A 23,548-nucleotide genomic window follows, 5' to 3' on the forward strand; every position below is an offset into this window, starting at 1 on the left:
ACGTTAAAGCCGCCATCATGTGTAAAATTGTACGCATTTTCGCGGAGAAGATTTTACGATTGGAGGCGCGCTGAGCCGAACGGTGCGACAATTCAACGACAATTTTGTCGACCTGTCGCGCGCGCACGGAAGCACCCGGTGTCCTGCAATCGGACGCCGTCGACTGCGGCTCGCCCAAATCAATAACGGCGGTATCAGTTGCCGGTGGCTTTCTCGTGCTGAGCCATGCCGACCGCCTTGTAGTCATATGTCGGATAGAACTCGGTGCGATAAGGCCCCCATGCGCTGTCCTCGATGATGCGATTGACCTCGCGCAGCCTCGATGCCGGCAAACGTAGCGTGATCACCTGGCCGATGCCCATCATCACGTACCAGCTCACGACCTCCACGCCCGCCGGCGGGAAGGATTTGTAGTAGCCTTGCTTCTCGAGCTGCGCGTTCAGCTCGTTCAGCGGGCGCGACTGGTCGTGTTTGAAGAAGACGGTGAGCAGGACGGCGTTGTCGGCCGTCGGCGCCACGTTGCCTTGCGGCGGCGTCGTCTGCGCGATGGTCGTTGAATTCAGCGTCAGCGCGCCGGCCAGCAATGCGGCCGCCGTCAAGAGTCGTCTGCTCAGTCCCATCTGAGAACTCCTTCGTTTAAGTGATCCGTCACCCCCGCGCATTGGCGAAGCCAATGTCGCTGGAGGTACGAGCCGCGGTGCGCACCGCGAAGCGAGCCTCGAAGGGCGACGGCCCGGCTGCCGCAGGGCCGTTCATCCGTCGAGGCTCGCTATGCCCGCACCTCAGGATTGACGTGGCTGATGTCGTGCTTGTTCACATCCTCGCCGCAGCGTCAGCCTGTTCTGTATTCGCCCGAAATGTTCTTGCCGGTGTAGTCTGTCATCGCGGCCGTCGCGATCACGGAGATCACTGCGCAGAGCGCGATGTAGACCGCGATCGCTGTTGCCGACTGGAAGGCGCCGAACAACCATGCGGCGATCAGGGGCGCCGGGCCGCCGGCGATCACGGAAGCGAGCTGGTAGCCGAGCGAGGCGCCGCTGTAGCGCAGCCGTCCGGTGAAGCTTTCCGCGATCAGGGCGGCTTGCGGGCCATACATCATGTCATGCGGGATCAGCGACAGGAAGATGGCGAAGAAGATCACCGGATGCGAACCGGTATCGAGCATGCGGAAGTAGATGAAGCCGAACACGCCGGTCACGACCGCGCCGATGAGGTACATGTTCTTGCGTCCGATCCGGTCGGACAGGTGGCCGAACACGGGGATCGAGACGAAGGACAGCACGGAGGCCGCGAGCACTGCGGTGAGCAGGAAATCGCGCGAGACGTGCAGTGTGCCGATGCCGTAGGAGAAGACGAACGCGGTGAAGATGTAGAACGGCGCCTGCTCGGCCATGCGGGCAAAGGCAGAGAGCAGAATCTCCTTCGGATGCTCCTTGATCACCTGGAGCATCGGCGTGCGCTCGACTCTTTGCTCGGCGACCAGCCTCGAGAACACCGGTGTTTCGAAGATGCCGAGCCGGATGTAGAGGCCGACGCCCACGAGAATGAGGCTCAGCGCAAACGGGATACGCCAGCCCCAGGACAGGAACTGCTCGCCGGACATCTGGCTGAAGGCGAGCACGGCGAGATTTGCCAGGAACAGCCCGCAGGGCACGCCGAATTGCGGCCATGAGGCGATCAGTCCGCGCGAATGATCGTTGCGGGCCCATTCCATCGACATCAGCACCGAGCCGCCCCATTCGCCGCCGACGCCGACACCTTGAATGAAGCGCAGTATGGTCAGGATCACGGCGCCCCAGATCCCGATGCTCTCATAGGTCGGGACCAGCGCCACCGCGAAGGTCGCGATGCCCATCAGGAGCAGGGTGGCGATCAGCGTCGATTTGCGGCCGATGCGGTCGCCATAGTGACCGAAGATCGCAGCGCCCACGGGGCGCGCGACAAAGCCGACGGCATAGATCGCAAAGGCCTCAAGCGTTCCAACCCACGGATCGGAATGCGGAAAGAACAGTTTTGCGAAGACGAGCCCGGTGACGGTCGAATAGAGGAAGAAGTCGTACCATTCGATGGCCGTGCCGATGGTGGAGGCGATCACGGCGCGGCGCAATTGAATTTGGTGCTCGCTGTCTGACAGTGAGACCGGGTCGACATGGGACAGGGACATGGCGGGAGCCTTTCCTGGAGCGGCGCCCCCTACTGTGCATGGGGTTGTTTTGATGAAAAAACTTCCGACCCGGCACGACGGTTCCATGACGGTTGCCCCCACCTGCCTTAGGCACGGCCGGTCGCGGCAAATGTGAAGCACCTCACACGCGCATTGCTGCACCTGCGCTATAGATTTCGGTAGCCGGTGGTGGGCTGTCGAAGGATCGCAGCAATGACGACGCGGCGAATGATTGCGTGGTGGTTCTGGTTCGTGCTGTCAGGGCGATTTACCGATCGCTTCCTCAGTCTGCCGCGCGCCCCGCAGTAGCGCGTTGAACCGTCAGGTCTGACCGATCAATTTGCGGAAAGCCGCCGCACCGTCTTGCACCACGTCACGTCCCTTCCAGGCCAGATAGGTCAGCTTGCCGCTGAGCGAATCGTGGCTGCGCAGGCGGCGCGAACCGAGGATGTGGCCGACATTGGCGGGGAAGCGGCTCACCTCGGCGGACACCAGCGTCGCGATCGCATCCATCAACTGCTGCAGGCGGATACCCCACTCCGACGGCTCGATCCCGTCGATGCGGACCTTGAGCGCGTATTCGAGATCGTAGATCTGCGCGAGCAGGTCGCGGGCGACCAGCACGCGATTGTGCCTGAGTGCGATCCGCAGCGCGAGGCGCTTGTCGTCGAGCCGGTCGAGCACCATGGGAACCACGCAGGCATAGGGCGTGGCGGCGACATCGGTGACGCTCTTGCTCGCGGCGGCCTTGGTGGCGAGGCGTACCAGCTCCCATGACGTCTTCAGGCGCCGGGCCACCAGCGCCAGTGCAAAGGGCAGCGCTTCGGTGTGCGATTTCCCGAAGGCGTCGAGCTGCGCGGTGATCCTGGCGACCTGGCCATCGTCGAATTTCGAGATAGTTTGGGGCAGCTTCTCGTTGAATTTCGGCAGCGCGGCGCCGGCGCGCAGCACTTGCAGCATCTTTCTCACGTCGTCGAAGGCGGTGCGCGAGGCCGTGTATTGTGCGAGCTTGCTCCGTGCGAGTTCGGTGCCCTCCGCGGAGGCGAGGGTGTTCTCGAGGACCTTGACGACCTTGGTCTGGAAGGTGGCCGCGATCTTCAGCACCTCCTTCGGATTGTTGGCAGCAACCTGGTCGTTGATCGCCTTGGTATAATCGCGTGCCATGGTCGGCAGCAGGTCGCGGCAGATCCACTCCCAGATCGGGGTCAGCGTGTTGCGCGAGATTCGTCCCGCATTGGTGTGCTCGGGCGCGCCGTCCATGAGGAACAGTTCGAGCGGCGCGAAGAAATAGCGCGAGGGATTGGTGGCGCGTGCCTGGTTCGATCCCTTGCGGAACTCGGCGCGTAGCCGGGCCTGGATGTCGGCCGAGCCCGGCATGTCGATGCCGCACAGCTCCAACCGCTCAAGCTCGCTGAGCAGACACTCCCGCGACAGCGGCGTCAGCCTCTGCAAGAACTCCCACAGCCGATTAATCTCGTTCATGGCACGCAATCTTCCGCAGCGTTTCCTGCAGGCCGTGTGGCCCCCATGCGTGGAGGCATTCGCGCGCTCTCAACCGTGGCTAAGAGAAGCAAGTTGCCGTTAATTAATCCGTAAAGTCCGGGGTTGAGCGTGGGCCCGGCTGGATCGGCCGTTAAGGATACCCGCCCGATTGCCTAGCAATTGGGCAAATCCATCAACCATTGCATAGCCGGGGTCGGCGTCTCGCAAGCACAAATTGTGCCCGCGCCGGTGTTTCAGCACAAAGCTGCCAAAATTACCGTAGTCTTACGGAGCAAAAAGTTAACCACAGACCGCCCCCGGTTCCGCTAAACGATTCGTATGGGGCACGAGGATGATACGGCTGCCGATTCGCGGCCGTCGGGATGGTACGAAAGCGGCGCTTCTCCGCATGAAGAGCTCGATCTCGTCCGGCTGAACGCCGCCCGCGCCAAGGCCGCCGACGAGATGGCTGCCGCGATCGCCCGCGAACTCAACGGTCCCCTGACCGCACTCCTGCTCTACATGGGCGAGATCAAGCATCACAGCGATCAGCTCTCGCCGGCCTCCGGCGACCGTGCGTATTTGCAGCGGGTGGTGGAGAATGCGCTGACGCAGACCGAGCGCGTTTGCAGCCTGGTCAAGCAGCTAGCCGGTCCACTGAAGAATGCACTGCCCGTGCCGGCTGCGCCCGAGGATGTCGAGTCGAAGGCGAGCCGGTCGTCGCAGGCGTCCCGCAGCATTGCTGGACCCGCGTTCTCCGGCGTGTCGGGCCAGAAGCGTCTGACCAAGCGCGAGCGCGAGGTGCTGCGGCTGATCAGCGAAGGCTATTCGAACAAGCAGGGTGCGTTGCGGATGCAGATCAGCCCGCGCACGTTCGAGAGCCATCGGGCCGAGGCCATGCGCAAGCTCGGCGCGCGCAACACGGCGGATCTCGTCCGCGCCGCGCTGCTGCATTCGATCGATTGAGGCGGTTGTCTGCGCCGCCGGGCGCCGCGGCGGAAGGTCAGCCCGATGGCGCTCAGAAATAATCTTCGGCGAAAGGGCGCCCGCGCAGGCTGGGCCGCTGCGGCTTGGCCTCTTCCTTCGGCGCACTCGGGATGATGGTGATGATCCACCGCGGGGGCACGCTGGACTCCTGCTCCAGCACCGAACGCACGAAACCGGTCACCGTCGACCCGCCCGTTTTCACGGTCGCCGTCCGGCCGTTGAACTGCGCGATGCGGAAGCGACGGACCTCCTTCTGGTCCGCAGTCTCGTAGGTGAACATGGAAACCCTCCTGGTTTCCGCGACTATCGCCATCTATGATTAGCCAGGTATGAAAATCCCAAACCGTAGAAGTACGGCGGGTTTGCACGCTGGGTGGCTAGCCAGGCTGCTCCTGCGCCAGCGCGGCGGCGTAGGCTAGATCCATTTGCGCGATGAGATCGCCGAACCCATCGTCGCTGAGCGCCGCCGCGCTACGCTCCAGCGCCAGTGCCAGCGCCGCGAGGCGGAGATAGCCGAATGACCTCGCCGTGCTCTTCAGCGAATGCGCTTCGCGCTCGATCCTGGCACGGTGCGCAGCGGGCGCGAGCGTGCGGAACAGTTTTAGCCGCGCGGAAGTATCGCTCCAGAACACGGCGCGCACTTCGCGGGCGCCGTCCTCGCCGATCTCGCGCACGAGCGCATCGAACGCGGTCGGCTCGCGCAGAGGCTCGGTGTCGAGGTCGTGCGACGTGGTCGCGAATGTGGCTTCAAGCACGGTTTTGTCTGTTCCGGTCGCGGTTGGATGCGCGGCCCACAACGGGCGCGGCGCTTCCTGCTGTCTACGACACGGGAATTTCAGTTCCGGTAGCAACACAGTTGGTGTTTGCAGGCCATTGTTAGCCGCCAGTTTACCAAAGGCCGCTGGTGCCGATCATCTGCCCAGCAGTCTGTCGTACTGAGCCTTCACCGTGCCGTAGCACTCGCACGCCGTCTGGCGTAGCCCCTCCAGATTGAGGATCTGGATGTGTCCGCGGCTGTATTGGATGAAATTTGCGTGCTGCAAGCTGTTGGCGACAAGCGATACACTGTTGCGCCGCGCACCGATCATCTGCGCCAGCGCCTCCTGCGTCAGCAGCAGCCGGTGGTCTCCCGACAGATCGTGGGTGTGTAGCAGGCATCGCGACAGCCGCGCTTCGACGGGGTGAGCGGCGTTGCAGCCCGCGGTCTGCTGCACCTGGGCATAGACCGCCAGTCCATGGCGGGTCAGCAGCGACCGCAGGGTGCTGCTCTGGTCGGCCGCGGCGCGCAACCTGTCGAGATCCATCGTGGATGCGACGCCAGGCAGCAGGACTATCGCGGTGTTCAGCGCGTATGGCTCACCCATCGTCGACAGCGTTCCGAGCAGGCTGTCGCGCCCGATCATGGCGACCTGGACATGCTCTCCCTTGGCGAGCTTCACGACCAGCGAAATGACGCCGCGGTGAGGAAAGTAGGCGCGCCTGAGGACTTCGCCGGTCTCGACCAGAACGGCGTCGTGCGGCAGATCGACCGTGCGCAGGTGGGCACGGATCAATTCATAGTCGTCTGCCGACAGCGCGGAAAGGAAACCGTTGGATGGGCGCCCCATCGTTTCCAAAAGCTGCCTCCGTTTCTTCCGCCGAAGAATCCGTGACGCGAAGTCCCCGCCTTATTCCGCTGCACGTGCAAGTTCCACCATGGTCCGGCCGGGATATATTGGCAATTGGTACAAAGTGTCCGTGTATGCACAGGCTGTCGATTGATACGGCGTCGTTGCGCGTCCGCATGAGACCGGATGGTGTGTCATGCTCTTCGCTGCCCTGGTCCGTGATGCTCCCTTGGCCACGAAATGGCAATCGCAGGGTGTCATGTCCAGCGAGAGGTGGATATGCCGCAACGCAAAGCCAGCCTCATCTAGGACAGTTTCTCTCACCATTCGAATCCCTGACAAAACAGCCCACCGGCGGGGCAATCGGGTGCCGCAAGCCATTCGTCATATGGTTGCATGAATTAATAGATAACAACAAGGGTTGTGTACCTCATATGCCCGCTAAACGGCAGACAGCTTGTCGCATGTTCGGCGGGAAAAGCGTGGCGCCCCAATTGGCTTTCGCGCGTCGCTAGTTCCTGTGCGCATGCGCAGGAAAAAGCTGCAATGGCGCTTCATGCCAGCGAAACACAGCAAGCTCGCTACTCCGTGTGATGTCAGTCTTTGAACGATGCTCGAGATCCGCGCCGCCCGTTGCTTGCGCAAGCTCTTCGCGCCGGAAGCGTTGCTCACTGTCATCAACGAGTGCCTGATGCAATGTGACATCGGGGGCTCCATTGCGAGCACGCCTGCGTTAATGCGTCATTGCCGGTCGTGCGCTCGCGGTAAGCATTGGTTTACTGCCCCGGGCAGATAGCGCGGCGCCTCTTCGCCTGGAGCGTCTCTCGAATGCAACGCCGATTGCGCGCGATTTGAGTCAACTCGTGCGAGCAGCGCACATCGTCATTCACGACCGCTGCTTTCGCGCGCGCAGCATACAGTTGTTAGCGGCGCCTTTACCGAACCCGTCACCTCCGCAAAAGTCTGCCGCTGGCGGCTCGACAACGTCGCGCCGCGCAGGGGAAGGCAGGACTTGTATTCAATATCCGTATTAGCACGGAGGATGAAATTAACGGGACCGTGAAATGGGATGTCTAACGATCCAGGAGAGGGCTTCCGCCGATCCTTAAGCGCGGCTCGAGCATCGTCAGCGATACCCTCCGCTTGGAAGGTGCCGGTCTCGAAACGCCTAGCGGCGGACGGGATCAAGGGCCGACAAGCCGGCCACGAAAGTCCAGGTTAGTAAGGCGTACCTCATGGATGATCTGTTGCGGGAGTTTTTGACGGAGACCAGCGAGAGCCTGGACACCGTCGACAATCAATTGGTGAAGTTCGAGCAGGAGCCGAACAACGCCAAGATCCTGGATAACATCTTCCGCCTGGTCCACACCATCAAGGGGACGTGCGGATTTTTGGGACTGCCGCGGCTGGAAGCGCTGGCGCATGCCGGCGAGACCCTGATGGGCAAGTTCCGCGACGGCATGCCGGTGACGGGCCAAGCGGTGACGGTGATCCTGTCCTCGATCGACCGCATCAAGGAGATTTTGGCCGGGCTCGAGGCCACCGAGGCCGAGCCCGAGGGCAATGACCGCGACCTGATCGAGAAGCTGGAGGCGATGGTCGCGCAGGGCATGGCGGCGATGGCGGCGGGGAGTGCGCCCGTCACTGAGGCGCCGCCGCTGGCGCCGGACGCCCCGGCCGCCGCCGCGCCGGCGATGACCACCGGCGCGCTGGTCGCGCAGACGCTGGAGCGTCCGCTGCGCCCGGGCGAGGTGTCGCTGGACGAGCTCGAGCGCGCCTTCCGCGAGACCGCGATCGAAGTGCCGATGCCGGTCGCCAAGGCCGACGTCAAGGCCGACGTCAAGGCCGACGTTAAGGCCGACGTTAAGGCCGAGCCGGCGCCGGCCAACGCGACCGCCAAGGAGGTTGCCAAACCCGCCGCCAAGGCCGCGCCCAAGAGGTCGATGGCCGACGAGACCGCCGCCGAGGGCGACCGCGTCGCCAACCAGTCGATCCGCGTCAACGTGGACACGCTGGAGCATTTGATGACCATGGTCTCCGAGCTGGTGCTGACCCGCAACCAGCTCCTGGAGATCTCCCGCCGCAACGAGGACACCGAGTTCAAGGTGCCGTTGCAGCGGCTGTCCAACGTCACCGCCGAGCTGCAGGAGGGCGTCATGAAGACGCGGATGCAGCCGATCGGCAATGCCTGGCAGAAGCTGCCGCGCATCGTGCGCGATCTGTCGAGCGAGCTCGGCAAGCAGATCGAGCTCGAGATGCACGGCGCCGACACCGAGCTCGACCGCCAGGTGCTCGACCTGATCAAGGATCCGCTCACCCACATGGTGCGCAACTCCGCCGATCATGGCCTGGAGACCCCGGCCGAGCGCCTCGCGGCCGGCAAGGGCGAGCAGGGCACCATCCGCCTGTCGGCCTATCACGAGGGCGGCCACATCATCATCTGCATCGCCGACAACGGCAGAGGCCTCAACACCGAGAAGATCAAGGCCAAGGCGCTCGCTAGCGGTCTCGTCACCGAGGCCGAGCTCGAGAAGATGAGCGAAGCCCAGATCCACAAGTTCATCTTCGCGCCGGGCTTCTCCACCGCGGCCGCCATCACCTCGGTGTCGGGGCGCGGCGTCGGCATGGACGTGGTGCGCACCAATATCGACCAGATCGGCGGCACCATCGACATCAAGTCGGTCGCCGGCGAGGGCTCCTCGGTCACCATCAAGATCCCGCTGACCCTGGCGATCGTCTCGGCGCTGATCGTCGAGGCCGCCGGCGACCGCTTCGCCATCCCGCAACTGTCCGTGGTCGAGCTGGTGCGGGCCCGCGCCAACTCCGAGCACCGCATCGAGCGCATCAAGGACACCGCGGTCTTGCGCCTGCGCAACAAGCTGCTGCCGCTGATCCACCTCAAGAAGCTCCTGAAGATCGACGACGGCGCCGCTAGCGATCCCGAGAACGGCTTCATCGTGGTGACCCAGGTCGGCAGCCAGACCTTCGGCATCGTCGTCGACGGCGTGTTCCACACCGAGGAGATCGTGGTCAAGCCGATGTCGACCAAGCTGCGCCACATCGACATGTTCTCCGGCAACACCATTCTGGGCGATGGCGCCGTCATCATGATCATCGACCCCAACGGCATCGCCAAGGCGCTCGGCGCCGCCGGCGCCTCGGCCCACGACATGGCCGATGACGCCGCCGCCCATCACATCGGCACTGGCGAGCAGACCACCTCGCTGCTGGTGTTCCGCGCCGGCACCAGCCAGCCCAAGGCGGTGCCGCTCGGCCTCGTCACCCGCCTCGAGGAGCTGCCCGCCGACAAGATCGAGTTCAGTAACGGCCGCTACATGGTGCAGTACCGCGAGCAGCTCATGCCGCTGGTCGCGATGGAGGGCGTCAGCATCGCTTCGCAGGGCGCGCAGCCGATCCTGGTGTTCGCCGACGACGGCCGCTCGATGGGCCTCGTCGTCGACGAGATCATCGACATCGTCGAGGAACGGCTCAACATCGAGGTCGGCGGCACCGGCAGCGGCATTTTGGGCTCGGCCGTGATCAAGGGCCAGGCCACCGAGGTGATCGATGTCGGCCACTTCCTGCCGATGGCGTTCGCCGACTGGTTCACCCGCAAGGAGATGAAGCCGTCGATGGCCTCGCAGTCGGTGCTCTTGGTCGACGACTCAGCGTTCTTCCGCAACATGCTGGCCCCGGTGCTGAAAGCCGCCGGCTACCGGGTCCGCACCGCGGCCGGCGCGCAGGAGGCCCTCGCGACGCTGCGCGCGGGCCAGAGCTTCGACGTGGTGCTGACCGACATCGAGATGCCCGACATGAACGGGTTCGAGTTCGCCGAGGCGCTGCGCACCGACCACAATCTCGCCGCGATGCCGATCATCGGCCTGTCGGCGCTGGTCTCGCCGGCGGCGATCGAGCGCGGCCGCCAGGCCGGCTTCCACGACTATGTCGCCAAGTTCGACCGCCCCGGCCTGATCGCGGCGCTGAAGGAACAGACCGCCACCGCCGCCGGCGCCGCCGAGCTGAGCCGGGCGGCGGCGTAAAGCGGCAAGGAGATAGGCAAGATGAGCAGCAAGACCCAGTCCAGCGAAGGCGCCATGGTCGAGTACGTCACCGCGATGATCGGCGGCCAGCTCTTCGGCCTGCCGATCTCCCGCGTCCAGGACGTGTTCATGCCCGAACGCGTCACCCGCGTGCCGCTGGCCTCGCGCGAGATCGCCGGCGTGCTCAATCTGCGCGGCCGCATCGTCACCGTGATCGACATGCGCGCCCGGCTCGGGCTGCCCAAGGCCGACGACGGCAAGGTGCCGATGGCGGTCGGCGTCGACCTGCGCGGCGAATCCTATGGCCTCCTGATCGACCAGATCGGCGAGGTGCTGCGCCTGCTCGAGGACAGCAAAGAGGACAACCCCGTCAACCTCGACCCCCGCATGGCCAAGCTCGCCGGCGGCGTCCATCGCCTCGACGGACAGCTCATGGTCGTCCTCGACGTCGATCGCGTCCTCGAACTCGAAACCAAAGTGCAGATGGCTGCGTGAACCCCCAACACACATCGAAGCCGGAGAACCAAAATGAAGACATGTTTGGTCGTCGATGATTCCAGCGTCGTGCGCAAGATCGCGCGCCGGATCCTGGAAGGTCTGCAATTCGAAGTCACCGAGGCCGAGGACGGCGCGAAGGCGCTCGAGATCTGCAAGCAGAAGCTGCCCGATGCGGTGCTGCTCGACTGGAACATGCCGGTGATGGATGGCTTCGAGTTCATGGGCCACATGCGCCGCCTGCCCGGCGGCGACCAGCCCAAGGTGGTGTTCTGCACCACCGAGAACAACGTGGCCCACATCGCCCAGGCGCTCAGCGGCGGCGCCAATGAGTACATCATGAAGCCGTTCGACAAAGACATCATCGCCGACAAGTTCGCCGAAGTCGGCTTGATCCCGGTCGGACAAGCCTTTGCCTGAATATCTCCGGACCGAGTGTTCCCAGTAAAGCTTGCGAGAGGCTATCCGTGACCCCGACCGAGTATGAGTATCTGCGTAAGTTCCTGAGGGATCATTCCGGTCTCGACCTGTCCGCAGACAAGCAATATCTGATCGAAAGCCGCCTGCTGCCGCTCGCCCGCAAGGCCGGGCTCTCGGGCATCACCGAGCTCGTGCAGAAGCTGCAGGGCCTGGGATCGAGTGCGCTCGCGACCAGCGTGGTCGAAGCCATGACCACCAACGAGACCTTCTTCTTCCGCGACAAGGTGCCGTTCGACCATTTCCGCGACACCATCATGCCGGAAGTCCTCAAGGCGCGCGCCGGCCGCCGCAGCCTGCGCATCTGGTGCGCCGCCGGCTCGACCGGGCAGGAGCCCTATTCGCTGGCAATGTGCCTGAAGGAGATGGGCGCCGTGCTCACCGGCTGGCGCGTCGAGATCATTGCGACCGACCTGTCGCAGGAGGTGCTGGAGAAGGCCAAGGCCGGCATCTACAGCCAGTTCGAAGTGCAGCGCGGCCTGCCGATCCAGATGCTGGTCAAACATTTCAAGCAGATCGGCGAGACCTGGCAGATCAATCCCGAGCTGCGTGCGATGATCCAGCACCGGCAGCTCAACCTGCTGCACGATTTCGCGCAGCTCGGCACGTTCGACGTCATCTTCTGCCGCAACGTGCTGATCTATTTCGATCAGGACACCAAGATCAACATCTTCAACCGCCTCGCCCGCCAGATCGAAGCCGACGGCTTCCTGGTGCTGGGGGCCGCGGAAACCGTGGTCGGACTGACCGATGCCTTCAGGCCCATTGCGGAGCGCCGCGGTCTCTACAAGCCCAATGACGGCCGTGTGGCGGCCGGCAGGCCGGCGCTCGCCGGCGCAGCACCGCGCATGGCGGCGATAGCAGGATTGTAAGCATGGCCGAGGATGGAAAAGGTGCGGAGCGCGTCACGTTCAGTCGCGGCTATGATGTCTGCATCATGGCCATCGACGGCACTTGGCGCCGCGACTGCAAGCTCAACGCGATTTCCGACACCGACGCCATCCTCACGGTGGAAGGCTCGATCCAGGGGTTGAACCTGAAGGAGTTCTTCCTGCTGCTGTCGTCCACGGGGCTCGCCTATCGTCGCTGCGAGCTGGTGCGTGTTAACGGCGCCGAAATGGACATCCAGTTCCTGCGCGGCAAGAACAGGAAGAAGCGCGGCGCGGGCGGCGGCCACGATGCCGCGGCTTGATCCCGCGCGCGTCTCGTGTCTCCTTCCGGATCGTTGCTTCACATTTGCTAAAACATCCGAGTGAATTCTCTGCAGCGGCTTTACGCGGCCTAAGCGCGAGCCGTGTATCAGTTGCCGGTCTCAAATCGCAGGGTACGGAAATGCCAAGAAGCTCTCTCTCCCCCATCCCGTCGAATCTGCCCGATGTCGCCGAGCGGCGCGCGCTTCAGCTCCTGGTCGTCGACGACGATGCCACGCAGCGCAGCCTGATCACGGTCGCCGCTAAGCAGGCCGGCCATGAGGTCACGGTGGCGCCGTCGGTCGCGGAAGCGATCCAGAAACTCCGGTCCGCGCGCTTCGACTGCGTGACGCTCGATCTCGTGCTGGAGGATGGCGACGGCATCGATGTGCTGCGCGAGATGGCGGAGGCGAAGTTCTCAGGCTCGGTGATCGTCGTCAGCGGAATGGACGGCAAGCGTCGCAGCGCCGCCCGCAGCTTTGCCCGCTCCGTCGGAATCGAGCTGCAGAGCCTGCCGAAGCCGCTGGATCTGGCCGCGCTGCGCATCAGCCTCGCCAATCTCGGCAAGACCGCGATGGGGCTGCCGGCGATCCACACCTGGGGCGGCGTGGCCACTGACGCGATCGTGTCGCGCCACCGCGCCTGATACGCGGAACTTACTCTGCGGTCAGATGCGGCAGGTCCGTCGCGCTGACCGCGATCTCCGCCGGGCCGCCGGATTCCGACAGGCATTGCAGCGCTTCGCTGAGCTCCGCCCGGCAAGCATTGAGGGCCGCGCTCGCCGTGGCATAGCGCGGAGTGATGTCGTCCAGCACGAAAACGTCAGTGGAACCCGCCGCGTCGCGATTGTCGTCGTGAGACATCGCTGCGTCGATCAGGCGCATGCTGATCTCGATCCGCGCGATCAGAGAGCGAAGGTCCGCAGCGATCAACTGATAGCTGTCGGATGCGAGCATCGTGACGAGAGGCGTGCTAGCAGAATTTAGCATGGATATTCTCCATCCTCTGCAAATAGGCCCCTTGCCGCTACTTGTGCGTTAAGTCCATGTCCCGTACAAATACGGGTGAGCGGCGAATCCGCGCCGGACGCCATAAAACGGTGGCGCGGACGCGAGTCCTTTAATGCCAAATGGACGTGGCACATGGCCGAACAAACCTCTCGTGGCGAGATCTTCGTGGTCGACGACGACCCTGCCGTTCGCGACACCCTTTCGATGGTGCTGAAGGCGGCGGGCTATGAGGTGATCTGTTTTGCAGATGGCGCAGCATTGCTTTCCGTCGCGCGAAGCCGAACACCGGCTGCGATCCTGCTCGACGTGCACATTCCCGGAAAGTCCGGCCTCGATATCCTCAGGGAGCTGCATGGCGAGGATTATCCGGCGCCGATCTTCATGATCTCCGGTCAGGGCGACATCGCGATGGCCGTGAGCGCGATCAAGAACGGCGCGCTCGATTTCATCGAGAAGCCGTTTCGCGGCAGCGAGATCGTGAGCCGGCTGGAAGAGGCGATCGGCGCCTATGCACGGCGGCAGGCGCAGAACGCGTCGCCGAAATTCGGCTCGTTGCATTTCCCCGGACGCGAGCCGCTGACCCGCCGTGAACGCGAAGTGCTCGAGCAATTCGCCTCCGGTGCCTCCAACAAGGAAGCGGGCCGTACGCTCGGGATCAGCCCGCGGACCATCGAGGACCACCGCGCCAACATCATGAAGAAGCTCGGTGCCCGCAATGCCGCCGATCTGATCCGTATCGTGATGACCGCGGCCCAGCGCGCATCGTAGGTTCAATCGACGTCACCGCAGTATCCATGTTCGTCATTCCGGGGCGCGACGAAGTCGCGAACCCGGAATCCATTCATCCACGTACTCTGCGGCCGATGGATTCCGCGCTTCCTCGCTCCGCTCGGACCCCGAATGACGCATTGGACTGTCGGAGGCACAAATTAGAATTATCCCTCCAGCGCCTTGCGCAGGATTCGTGCGAGATCCGATTTGCGATAGGGCTTTGCCAGCAGCAGCACGCCTGAATCCAGCCGCCCGTGATGGATGATCGCGTTCTCGGTATAGCCCGACGTGTAGACCACCTTGAGGCCGGGCCGCGTCTTCTGCAATTCGTCGGCGAGCTGCCGCCCGTTCATCCTGCCCGGCATGATCACGTCGGTGAAGAGCAGGTCGAACGGCTTGCCGGCCGCGACGATCGCGAGCGCCTCCGCAGCGTTGGCCGCCTGCAGGGTGACGTAGCCGAGCGAATGGAGCTGCGTCAGCACGTAGTCGCGCACCAGCCGGTCGTCCTCGACCACGAGGATGGTCTCGCGCCCGCCCTCGATGGTCGCCGGCGTCACACCTTCGCCGACCGCCGTGGCGGTCTTGCCGGGCGGCAAGTACATCTTGATCGTGGTGCCGTGGCCCTCCTCGCTGTAAATCTTGATGTGGCCCGCGGACTGCTTGACGAAGCCGTAGACCATGGAGAGCCCGAGGCCGGTGCCCTTGCCGAGTCCCTTCGAGGTGAAGAAGGGATCGAAGACCCTCGCCAGCATGTTGGCGGGGATGCCGGTGCCGGTATCGCTGACCGCTATCAGCACGTAGTGGCCGGGCCGGACGTCGTTGACGCTGGCATAGACCTCATCGAGATAGGCGCCGCCCGTCTCGAGGATCAGCTTGCCGCCGCTTGGCATGGCGTCGCGGGCGTTGAGCGCGAGGTTGAGCAGCGCGGTGGTGAGCTGGTTGGGATCGACGATGGCCACGCAGCTCTCGTCCTCGAACACGGACTCGATCTGGATCTGCTCGCCCAGCGTCGGCCGCAACAGCTTCGCGGTGTCGATGACCAGCGCATTGACGTCGATCTCGCGCGGCTGCAACGGTTGTTTGCGCGCGAAGGCGAGCAGATGCTGGGTCAGCTCGGCGCCGCGGGCGGCGGCCTCGTCGATCATCCTGGTGATGGCCGCGAGCTGCGGCTCCTTCTCCACCGCCCCCGCCAGGATCTCGATCGTTCCGGTGATGACGGTGAGGATGTTGTTGAAGTCGTGCGCCACGCCGCCGGTGAGCTGGCCGACCGCCTCCATCTTCTCCGCATGGCGGATGCGCTCCTCGGCCGCGATCTTGTCGGTGAGGTCGCGGTAGAAGATGTTAAAGAGCAGACCCTCGCGGCGCTTCAGCGCCGTGACGCTCAGCTCGGCCTTGAACTCCCTGCCGTCGCGGCGCCGGCACACGAGCTCCCGGCGGCGGTTGAGCGTCTTGCCGTCGCCGGATTCCAGGAAGCGCTTCAGCCCGGCCCGGATCCTGTCGCGATCGCCCTCGGCGACGATCAGGTCGATCGTGCTCTTGCCGATCACCTCGTCGCGGCGCCAGCCGAAGAGCTGCTCGGCCTGCGAGTTCCAGTTCAGGATGTTGCTGGCCTCGTCGGTCTGGACGAAGGCGTCGAGCGCGGTCTCGACGATGTTGCGGGCGAGGCGTTCACTTTCGCGCAGGGATTCCTGCGCGAGCCGCGCCTCGGTCATGTCGCGCCCGACGAAGAAGAAGCGCCTCGCCTGTTCGGACCAGTTGCCGAGCCACGATAGCCAGACCTCGTGCCCGTCCTTGTGGAGGCAGCGGGTGTCGCCGAGTCTGGGGTGTTCGCCGCGCCGGAGTGCGCGCATCTCCTCGCGGGCTTGCTCCAGATGGTCGGGATGAATGAAGTCGACGCCGGTGCGACCGATCATCTCCTCGGGCCGATAGCCAAGGATGGCCTCGCTGCTCGGGCTGATCTGCGCCACCTCACCTTGCGAATTCATGATCATGATCAGGTCCTGCGAGGCATCGAAGATCTGCCGCCGTTCCTCGAGCTGCTGCTGGAGCGCCCGCTCGGTCCGCCGTGCCTCGGTGAGGCTGCGCGCGGAGCCGGAGGCTCCGATGATCTCGCCATCGGGCCCCCTGATCGGCGAAAGGCCGAGCGAGATCTCGACCGGCGTGCCGTCCTTGCGCAGGCGCACCGTCTCGAAGCGTTCGATCGGCTCGCCTCGCGCGATCCGCCGTAAAATGTCCTTGCCCTGCTCGCGGCGCTCGGGCGGCACGATGATCGAGGTGGATTTGCCGATCGCCTCGTCCGCCGAGTAGCCATAGAGGTGCTCGGCGGCAGGATTCCAGCCGGTGATGATGGCATCAAGCGATTGCATCACGATCGCATCGTCGGATGATTCGACAGCGGCGCTGAACAAGCGCTCGCGCGCTGCATGATGGCTCCGCGCGGCCTCGGTGCGGCGATGCTCTTGAACCTCGCGTTCGAGAGCGGCTGTTTTCGCCCGCGTCTCTTCCACCATCTGGGCAAAGGCCCGTGCCAGCACGCCCGTCTCGCCGCTGGCGTCGACGGGAATGTCCGCCGGCCGTCCGCTGCCGATCGCCTCCACCGCCGCGGTCAGGCGCCCGATCGGGCGAGTCAATGAACGCGCCAGGAACACGGCGAGCAAGGCCGCGGCGAGGACGGCAAGCACGCCGACCAGTGAGGACGTTTTTTGAATGGCCGCCGGCACGCGATCGAACACGGACGGAGGAACTGTCTGGATGATTGCGATCCATTCCTTGCCCGCAAGCAGCGTCGGCGCGATCGCGGCGCCGCTCGGCCGGCCTGACCCGTCGGTCATGAGCTGGGTGGATCCTTCCAGCGTGCCGGCCAGGGTTGCAAAATATGGAAAGTCATTGCGCCAGTCGGTGGGGTGGCCGCGCAATGAGCCGAATTCTCGTGCGCGATCGGGATGGACGAGATAGTCGCCGCGCAGATTCACGACGTAAATCTCTTCCCCCGAGCCCGCAGTCGCGCGGACTCGGTCGAGTGCCGGACGCATGTCGATATTGGCGATGATGATACCGAACGGCTTGCCGTCCGCCGTGAATAATGGCGTCGCGACCCGCAGATTCGGAATGTGAGAGGTCGTGGTGCCCCCCTGGCGGGTGGCGAGATCGATCGGCGAAACATAGATTTCGCCCGGCGCCAGTCGAATCGTTTCCTGAAAGTAGGTTCGCTCGCTCTTGCGCTGCAGTTCGTTGCTGGGGACGATTCGTGCCGCCCCGTTCGGGCCGGAGTGATCGACGCGGACCAGCTCGCGCTGATCGTCGTCGAGACCGATGATTCGAAACTGCCCATAGCTGGGTTTGGCCTCGATCTCGGCCGCGAGCCGCGCCGCGATGCGCTCGCGCCAGGTTTGCTCCGAAACGCCGTCAAGCGGGTCAATGCCTCCGCCGATGTGAGCGCGGATCAGGCCGTTGATGGCTGCGGCGGAGCGATAGCCGAGGAGATCGCCGCGAGCTCCCGCAACGTAGGATTCAAGATTGGTCGCCAACAGGCGCGACTGGACCTCGACGCGCTCCAGAACCCGTGGAATGACGGCTTGCGTAAGGTTGTGATAGCCGAGCCAGCCGACTGCGGCCACGGTCACTGCCACCAGCAGGATCATCGCGATGGCGAGCCGCGTTGCGAGCGTCATGGGGTCATTCGCACCGCTTGCCGAATGGCCGCGCCCGTTCTGACCTGGAACAGAACGAAGATCTTTGTCATCGGCAGCCGGTGCTGACATCGGAAGCCTCCAGCCGGACCGCCGTCAGGCAGCCTGTCCTTTCCAAGATGAGCCGGGTCGCGATCTGCACGGCCGGATCGTCATCCACGATCAGGAGGTTGGCCAAATTCCAGTCCTCCGAGCCCGATAGGAGGTCCAACTCGATGGTTGGAGTCGACGCATCAAGTGCGAAATTGTTGCGCGGATTCTGCCCGGCCCGCAAGCGCTTCGGCGGCCTTCCGCCCCGCGCGGCCCGATATTGCGTCGCAGCCTTGGTGTATACCTGCCTGCGTGCATACGGGCAGCCCGCTGCCGGCCGGCGCCCTAATCGCTGAGATATTCGGGATGGCGGGCGCGGATCTTGTCCAACTCGCTCAGCGTTCCCGACAGATGGGTGCGCAGATGCTGCTGTGCGGCGTCTGCATCGCCGGCCTCGATGGCCCGTGTGATCAGCTTGTGATGGCGCAGGATGTTCTGGGCCTTGCCGGGCGAGGGCAGATGCAGCCGACGCAGCCGATCGATATGTCCGCTGCGGCTGCGCACCAGGGTCCAGAGCTCCTGCTTGCCGGCGGCGGCATAGAGCTGGGCGTGGAAATCGTTGTCGGCGGCCATGAAGCTTTCGAAGTCGCCAGCCTTGGCGAATTGCTGCTGGAGCGCGATCGCGTGATCGAGGCGGATGATGAGGGATGAGTCGCGACTTGCCGCGAGCAGCCGCACGATCTCGAGCTCGAGGGCCTGACGCAGGAAATGTGCCTGCTGGGCGCGGCCGACATCGACGCGGCTGACGACGGTCGCGTGTTGCGGGAACACGTCGACCAGCCCTTCCTCCTCGAGGCGCATCAAGGCATCGCGAACCGGCGTCGAGCTGACGCCGAACTGTGCGGCCAGCTCAGCACGCGAGAGGGGTGAGCCCGGCGGCAGCTCAAGGGCGAGGATCGCATTGCGCAGCCGCTCGAACACCTGCGGCGCGGCCTGGCGGGCGCGGTCGAGCCGGGGACCGGGGCGGGAAGCCGCGCGGGGCGCGGTAGGGGACACTTCCATGACTGCTGTTCCGGCGCGCTTGCCTTTGCACTAATACATTAGTGCATCAGCGGGGTCAACGTACCTCACCGCTCTCCGGAGGAAACGATCAACAATGATGACGCAATTGAAGTCCGGCCTTGCCGCCGTCGCCCTGATCGCCGCGACTGTACTGTCGGCGACCACGGCAGAGGCGCAGCAGAAATCCGAGATCTCGCTGTCGCGACAGCCCGGCATCTTCTACATGCCGAGCCACATCATGGAGAAGCAGAAGCTCATCGAGGAGCACGCAGCCAGCCTCGGTGTGCCCGGTGTCACCACCAAATGGGTCACCTTCTCTGGCGGCGGCGCCCAGACCGATGCGCTGCTCGCGGGCGGCGTCGACATCCTCAACACCGGCACCGGCAATCTGCTCTTGCTGTGGGATCGCACGCGCGGCGGCGTCAAGGGTATCGTCGCGACCTCGGCGCAGCCGATGACACTGATCAGCCGCGATCCCAATATCAAGTCGATCAAGGATTTTGGCCCCGCTGACAAGATCGCGGTGCCGACCGTCAAGGTCTCCACGCAGGCCATCGTGCTGCAGATCGCCGCCGCAGAAATGTTCGGCGCCGACCAGTGGTCGAAGCTCGATGCCAACACCGTGCAGCTCGGTCATCCCGATGCCTATGCGGCGCTGTCCAATCCCAAGCACGAGGTGCGCAACCACTTCTCGATTCCGCCGTTCACCTTCCTCGAGCTGAAGAATGTGCCGGGAGCGCATGTCGTGCTGAACTCGCCGGACGTGATGGGCGGCCCGCTCAGCCAGGCGCAGTTTTTCACCTCGACGAAATTCGCCGACGCCAATCCCAAGATCATCCAGGCGGTGCGTGATGCGACCAAGGAAGCGCAGGACCTGATCCGCAGCGACACGAAGCAGGCCGTCGAGATCTACAAGGAGATCACCGGCGACAAGACCTCGGTCGAGGAGCTGCTCGACCTCCTGAAGCAGCCCGGCATGATGGAGTGGAACCTCGAGCCGCAGGGCACGATGAAGTTCGCCGCGCATTTGTATCGGACCGGCACGCTGAAGACGCAGCCCAAGGCATGGACGGACTACTACCTCCCCGTCGCGCACGACCTGAAGGGCAACTGATGGCGTTGCTCGATGTCAGCGGGGTGACGCTGCGCTACAAGACCGCGAGCGCTGTCGTCACCGCCACCGAAAAGGTCTCCTTCACCGTCGACAAGTCCGACCGCTTCGTGCTGCTCGGGCCCTCCGGTTGCGGCAAGTCGACGCTGCTGAAGGCGGCCGGCGCTATATGGTGCCGAGTGAAGGCCGGATGACGATCAACGATCGGCAGATCCACGGTCCCGGCGCCGACCGCATGATGATCTTCCAGGAATTCGACCAGCTCCTGCCCTGGAAGACCGTGCTCGCCAACGTGATGTTTCCCCTGCTCACCGCGCGGCGGCTGTCGCGCAAGGAGGCCGAGCAGCGAGCGCGGGCCTATATCGAGAAGGTCGGCCTCACCCGCGTGGTCGATGCCTATCCGCACACGCTCTCCGGCGGCATGAAGCAGCGCGTCGCGATCGCGCGCGGCATGGCGATGGAGCCCGACATTCTCCTGATGGACGAGCCGTTCGCGGCGCTCGACGCGCTGACGCGCCGCACCTGCCAGGACGAGCTGCTCCAGCTCTGGGGCGAGACCAAATTCACCGTGCTGTTCGTCACCCATTCGATCGCGGAGGCGATTCGGATCGGCAACCGTATTCTCTTGCTGTCGCCGCATCCGGGCCGCGTCAAGGCCGAGGTGGTCGATGTCGACCGGGTCTCGAATGACGATGGCGGCGCCGGACGGCTGGAGAAGGAGATTCATGATCTCCTGTTCTCGTCCGACGCGACGGCGCATTGAGGGAGCCTGTCATGGGCGAAGCGAGAATTTTGTTGCGAGCCGCGCCGACGGCTGCTGTCGCCAGCGCGGGCGAAGTCGAGCGCAAGTTGAGCGTCGTTGAGTTGTTGTGGAACGACGGTTTCGTCCGCAAGACCGTCATCATCCTGTTCCTGGCGGCGGCCTGGGAAGCTTATGGCGTCTATCTCGACAATCCGCTGCTGTTCCCGACGCTGCATGAGACGTTTGTCACCTTGTTCGAGCGCGTCAAGGACGGCACCATTCCCCTGCGCGCCTGGACCTCGCTGAAGGTGCTGTTCATGGGCTATTCCGCGGGCATCGCGCTTGCGGCGATCTTCACCGTGCTCGCGATCTCCACCCGTATCGGGACCGATTTCCTCGAAACCATCACGGCGATGTTCAACCCGCTGCCCGCGATCGCGCTATTGCCGTTGGCCCTGATCTGGTTCGGGCTCGGCAATGCCAGCCTTGTCTTCGTTCTGATCCATTCGGTGCTGTGGCCGGTCGCGCTCAATACCCACTCCGGCTTCAAGAGCGTGTCCAACACGCTGCGCATGGTCGGACGCAATTACGGTCTCCGCGGCCTGCCCTATGTCGCCAAGATCCTGATCCCGGCCGCCTTCGGCTCGATCCTCACCGGCCTGAAGATCGGCTGGGCGTTCGCCTGGCGCACCCTGATCGCGGCCGAGCTGGTGTTCGGCGTCTCGTCAGGGCAGGGCGGGCTCGGCTGGTTCATCTTCGAAAACCGCAACCTGCTCGACATACCTGCGGTCTTCGCAGGACTGTTGACCGTGATTATCATCGGGCTCTTTGTCGAGAACCTGATCTTCCGCGCGATCGAGCGGAATACCGTGCAGAAATGGGGCACCCAATCATGACCAATAAGAAAACGCCCGACCAACTCCGCAGCGCACGCTGGTTCGCACCTGACGACTTACGCTCCTTCGGCCACCGCTCCCGCGCCATGCAGATGGGCTACGCACCGGAGGAGTGGAAGGACCGTCCGATCATCGCGATCCTCAACACCTGGTCCGACGCGCAGCCCTGCCATATGCACTTCAAGTCGCGCGTCGACGACGTCAAGCGCGGCATCCTGATGGCCGGCGGGCTGCCGCTGGAGCTGCCGGCGCTGTCGCTGTCGGAATCGCTGCTCAAGCCGACCACCATGCTCTACCGCAACCTGCTGGCGATGGACGCGGAGGAGCTGTTGCGCAGTCACCCCGTCGACGGCGTGGTGCTGATGGGCGGCTGCGACAAGACCACGCCGGCGCTGCTGTTAGGCGCCACTTCGATGAACATTCCGGCGATCTACCTGCCGGCGGGCCCGATGCTGCGCGGCAACTGGAAGGGCAAGACGCTGGGCTCGGGCTCAGACGGCTGGAAGTACTGGGACGAGCGGCGGGCCGGAAAAATCTCCGACAAGGACTGGGTCGATATCGAAGCCGGCATCGCCCGCAGCTACGGCACCTGCATGACCATGGGCACGGCCTCGACCATGACGGCGATTGCGGAGGCGATCGGCATGACGCTGCCCGGCGCCTCCTCGATTCCCGCAGCCGATGCCAACCATATCCGCATGGCCAGCGAATGCGGCCGCCGCATCGTCGAGATGGTGTGGGAGGATCTGACGCCGAAGACGATCCAGACCCGCAAGGCGTTCGAGAATGCGATCGCGGTGGCGATGGCGATGGGCTGCTCGACCAATGCGATCATCCATTTGATCGCGCAGGCCCGCCGTGCCGGCCAGGACATCGGGCTCGACGATTTCGAGAAGGCGAGCCGCGAGGTGCCCGTGATCGCCAATGTCCGGCCCAGCGGCAATGCCTATCTGATGGAGGACTTCTTCTATGCCGGCGGCCTGCCGGCGCTGATGAGCCGGATCAAGCCGCATCTGCATCTCGACAGCATCACCGTCACGGGAAAGACGCTTGGCGAGAACATCGACGGCGCCGAGGTGCACAATGAGGATGTCATCCGCAGCGTCGACAATCCCATCTACAAGGAGGGCGCGCTCGCCGTGCTCAAGGGCAATCTCGCGCCCGACGGCTGCGTGATCAAGCCGAGCGCCTGCGCGCCGCGCTTCCTCAAGCACACGGGACCGGCGCTGGTGTTCGACGACTATCCGTCGATGAAGAAGGCGGTCGACGATCCCAACCTCGACGTCACCGAAGACCACATCCTCATCCTGCGCAATGCGGGGCCGCAGGGCGGCCCGGGCATGCCGGAATGGGGCATGCTGCCGATCCCGACGAAGCTGGTGAAGCAGGGCGTGCGCGACATGGTGCGCATTTCGGACGCGCGCATGAGCGGCACCAGCTACGGCGCCTGCATCTTGCATGTCGCGCCCGAATCTTATGTCGGTGGGCCGCTGGCGTTGGTGCAGAACGGCGACCGCATCACGCTCGATGTTGCTGCCCGCACCATCAATCTCGATGTTCCCGAGGCCGAGCTTGCCAAGCGCCGCGCCGCCTGGAAGCAGCCCGAGCGCCGCTTCGAGCGCGGCTATGGCTGGATGTTCTCAAAGCACATCATGCAGGCCAACGACGGCTGCGACTTCGACTTCCTGGAAACCGGATTCGGCGCGCCGATCGGCGAGCCGTCGATTTATTAAACACTCTGTCATTCCGGGGCGCCGCGAAAGCGGCGAGCCCGGAATCCATAACCACGATCGTG

Annotated in this window: 21 protein-coding genes and 1 pseudogene; 12 read left to right on the forward strand and 10 right to left on the reverse strand. The window is 64.2% G+C overall.

The annotated features are described in order from the left end of the window. Nucleotides 1–194 precede the first annotated feature (194 nt). The 3 genes from MTX21_RS27140 to MTX21_RS27150 form a co-directional block, all read right to left on the reverse strand. Entirely contained in the window at nt 195–620 is a 426-nt protein-coding gene (locus tag MTX21_RS27140) for a hypothetical protein (protein ID WP_280967722.1), read from the reverse strand. Nucleotides 621–832: 212 nt separating this feature from the next. After that, on the reverse strand, nt 833–2,164 hold the full coding sequence (locus MTX21_RS27145; RefSeq protein ID WP_280967723.1) for an MFS transporter: 1,332 nt from the start codon (nt 2,162–2,164) through the stop codon (nt 833–835). A 321-nt stretch (nt 2,165–2,485) separates the two neighbouring features. Continuing rightward, on the reverse strand, nt 2,486–3,646 hold the full coding sequence (locus MTX21_RS27150) for a hypothetical protein (protein WP_280967724.1): 1,161 nt from the start codon (nt 3,644–3,646) through the stop codon (nt 2,486–2,488). A gap of 339 nt (nt 3,647–3,985) precedes the next feature. Here MTX21_RS27150 and MTX21_RS27155 point away from each other — a divergent pair, with 339 nt between their 5' ends. After that, nucleotides 3,986–4,612 carry a helix-turn-helix transcriptional regulator gene (locus MTX21_RS27155; protein ID WP_280967725.1) on the forward strand — a complete coding sequence of 209 codons (627 nt, stop codon included), beginning with the start codon at nt 3,986–3,988 and terminating at the stop codon, nt 4,610–4,612. Between the two features lie 52 nt (nt 4,613–4,664). Here MTX21_RS27155 and MTX21_RS27160 read toward each other — a convergent pair whose 3' ends face one another. The 3 genes from MTX21_RS27160 to MTX21_RS27170 all read right to left on the reverse strand — a co-directional run bounded on the left by MTX21_RS27160 (nt 4,665) and on the right by MTX21_RS27170 (nt 6,240). Beyond that, the gene (locus tag MTX21_RS27160) at nt 4,665–4,913 is read right to left on the reverse strand and encodes a hypothetical protein (RefSeq protein ID WP_280967726.1); all 249 of its coding nucleotides are present in this window, start codon (nt 4,911–4,913) and stop codon (nt 4,665–4,667) included. Nucleotides 4,914–5,010: 97 nt separating this feature from the next. Beyond that, nucleotides 5,011–5,388: an Hpt domain-containing protein gene (locus MTX21_RS27165; protein ID WP_280967727.1), complete on the reverse strand. Its 378-nt coding sequence runs from the start codon at nt 5,386–5,388 to the stop codon at nt 5,011–5,013. 156 nt (nt 5,389–5,544) lie between these two features. Beyond that, nucleotides 5,545–6,240, reverse strand: a complete 696-nt coding sequence (locus tag MTX21_RS27170) for a Crp/Fnr family transcriptional regulator (protein WP_280971169.1) — start codon at nt 6,238–6,240, stop codon at nt 5,545–5,547. A 1,235-nt stretch (nt 6,241–7,475) separates the two neighbouring features. Here MTX21_RS27170 and MTX21_RS27175 point away from each other — a divergent pair. From MTX21_RS27175 to MTX21_RS27200, 6 genes are all read left to right on the forward strand, one after another. Beyond that, nucleotides 7,476–10,280, forward strand: a complete 2,805-nt coding sequence (locus MTX21_RS27175; protein WP_280967728.1) for a hybrid sensor histidine kinase/response regulator — start codon at nt 7,476–7,478, stop codon at nt 10,278–10,280. Nucleotides 10,281–10,301: 21 nt separating this feature from the next. After that, nucleotides 10,302–10,775: a chemotaxis protein CheW gene (locus tag MTX21_RS27180; protein ID WP_280967729.1), complete on the forward strand. Its 474-nt coding sequence runs from the start codon at nt 10,302–10,304 to the stop codon at nt 10,773–10,775. A gap of 33 nt (nt 10,776–10,808) precedes the next feature. After that, nucleotides 10,809–11,195, forward strand: a complete 387-nt coding sequence (locus MTX21_RS27185) for a response regulator (protein WP_280967730.1) — start codon at nt 10,809–10,811, stop codon at nt 11,193–11,195. Nucleotides 11,196–11,242: 47 nt separating this feature from the next. Then, nucleotides 11,243–12,124 (forward strand): protein-glutamate O-methyltransferase CheR, encoded by an 882-nt coding sequence (locus MTX21_RS27190; protein WP_280967731.1) that lies wholly within the window; start codon nt 11,243–11,245, stop codon nt 12,122–12,124. 2 nt (nt 12,125–12,126) lie between these two features. After that, complete coding sequence (locus MTX21_RS27195; protein ID WP_280967732.1) at nt 12,127–12,444, forward strand: PilZ domain-containing protein; 318 nt, start codon at nt 12,127–12,129, stop codon at nt 12,442–12,444. Nucleotides 12,445–12,584: 140 nt separating this feature from the next. After that, nucleotides 12,585–13,088: a response regulator gene (locus tag MTX21_RS27200; RefSeq protein WP_280967733.1), complete on the forward strand. Its 504-nt coding sequence runs from the start codon at nt 12,585–12,587 to the stop codon at nt 13,086–13,088. A gap of 10 nt (nt 13,089–13,098) precedes the next feature. Here the strand turns inward: MTX21_RS27200 and MTX21_RS27205 are convergent, their stop codons facing one another. Continuing rightward, entirely contained in the window at nt 13,099–13,431 is a 333-nt protein-coding gene (locus MTX21_RS27205; RefSeq protein ID WP_280967734.1) for a hypothetical protein, read from the reverse strand. Between the two features lie 153 nt (nt 13,432–13,584). Between MTX21_RS27205 and MTX21_RS27210 the strand changes: the two genes are divergently transcribed. Then, entirely contained in the window at nt 13,585–14,220 is a 636-nt protein-coding gene (locus MTX21_RS27210) for a response regulator (protein ID WP_280967735.1), read from the forward strand. 167 nt (nt 14,221–14,387) lie between these two features. Here MTX21_RS27210 and MTX21_RS27215 read toward each other — a convergent pair whose 3' ends face one another. From MTX21_RS27215 to MTX21_RS27225, 3 genes are all read right to left on the reverse strand, one after another. Continuing rightward, nucleotides 14,388–17,984, reverse strand: coding sequence for a PAS domain S-box protein (locus tag MTX21_RS27215; protein ID WP_280967736.1), 3,597 nt, complete (start codon nt 17,982–17,984; stop codon nt 14,388–14,390). After that, nucleotides 17,962–18,090 (reverse strand): hypothetical protein, encoded by a 129-nt coding sequence (locus tag MTX21_RS27220; protein WP_280967737.1) that lies wholly within the window; start codon nt 18,088–18,090, stop codon nt 17,962–17,964. Before MTX21_RS27220 ends, MTX21_RS27215 begins: the two co-directional genes overlap by 23 nt. A gap of 197 nt (nt 18,091–18,287) precedes the next feature. After that, nucleotides 18,288–19,004 carry a GntR family transcriptional regulator gene (locus MTX21_RS27225; RefSeq protein WP_280967738.1) on the reverse strand — a complete coding sequence of 239 codons (717 nt, stop codon included), beginning with the start codon at nt 19,002–19,004 and terminating at the stop codon, nt 18,288–18,290. Nucleotides 19,005–19,098: 94 nt separating this feature from the next. Between MTX21_RS27225 and MTX21_RS27230 the strand changes: the two genes are divergently transcribed. The 4 genes and pseudogenes from MTX21_RS27230 (at nt 19,099) to araD (ending at nt 23,486) form a co-directional block, all read left to right on the forward strand. Beyond that, a complete protein-coding gene (locus MTX21_RS27230; protein WP_280967739.1) occupies nt 19,099–20,118 on the forward strand; it encodes an ABC transporter substrate-binding protein in 1,020 nt (339 codons plus the stop codon). Beyond that, a pseudogene (locus MTX21_RS27235) lies at nt 20,118–20,878 on the forward strand (ABC transporter ATP-binding protein). The gene MTX21_RS27230 and the pseudogene MTX21_RS27235 overlap by 1 nt, the downstream one beginning before the upstream one ends. A gap of 11 nt (nt 20,879–20,889) precedes the next feature. Next, entirely contained in the window at nt 20,890–21,753 is an 864-nt protein-coding gene (locus tag MTX21_RS27240; RefSeq protein ID WP_280967740.1) for an ABC transporter permease, read from the forward strand. Next, nucleotides 21,750–23,486: an L-arabinonate dehydratase gene (gene araD / locus MTX21_RS27245; protein ID WP_280967741.1), complete on the forward strand. Its 1,737-nt coding sequence runs from the start codon at nt 21,750–21,752 to the stop codon at nt 23,484–23,486. Before MTX21_RS27240 ends, araD begins: the two co-directional genes overlap by 4 nt. Nucleotides 23,487–23,548 lie beyond the last annotated feature (62 nt).

The organism is Bradyrhizobium sp. ISRA430, from assembly GCF_029909975.1.
Lineage (GTDB): Bacteria > Pseudomonadota > Alphaproteobacteria > Rhizobiales > Xanthobacteraceae > Bradyrhizobium.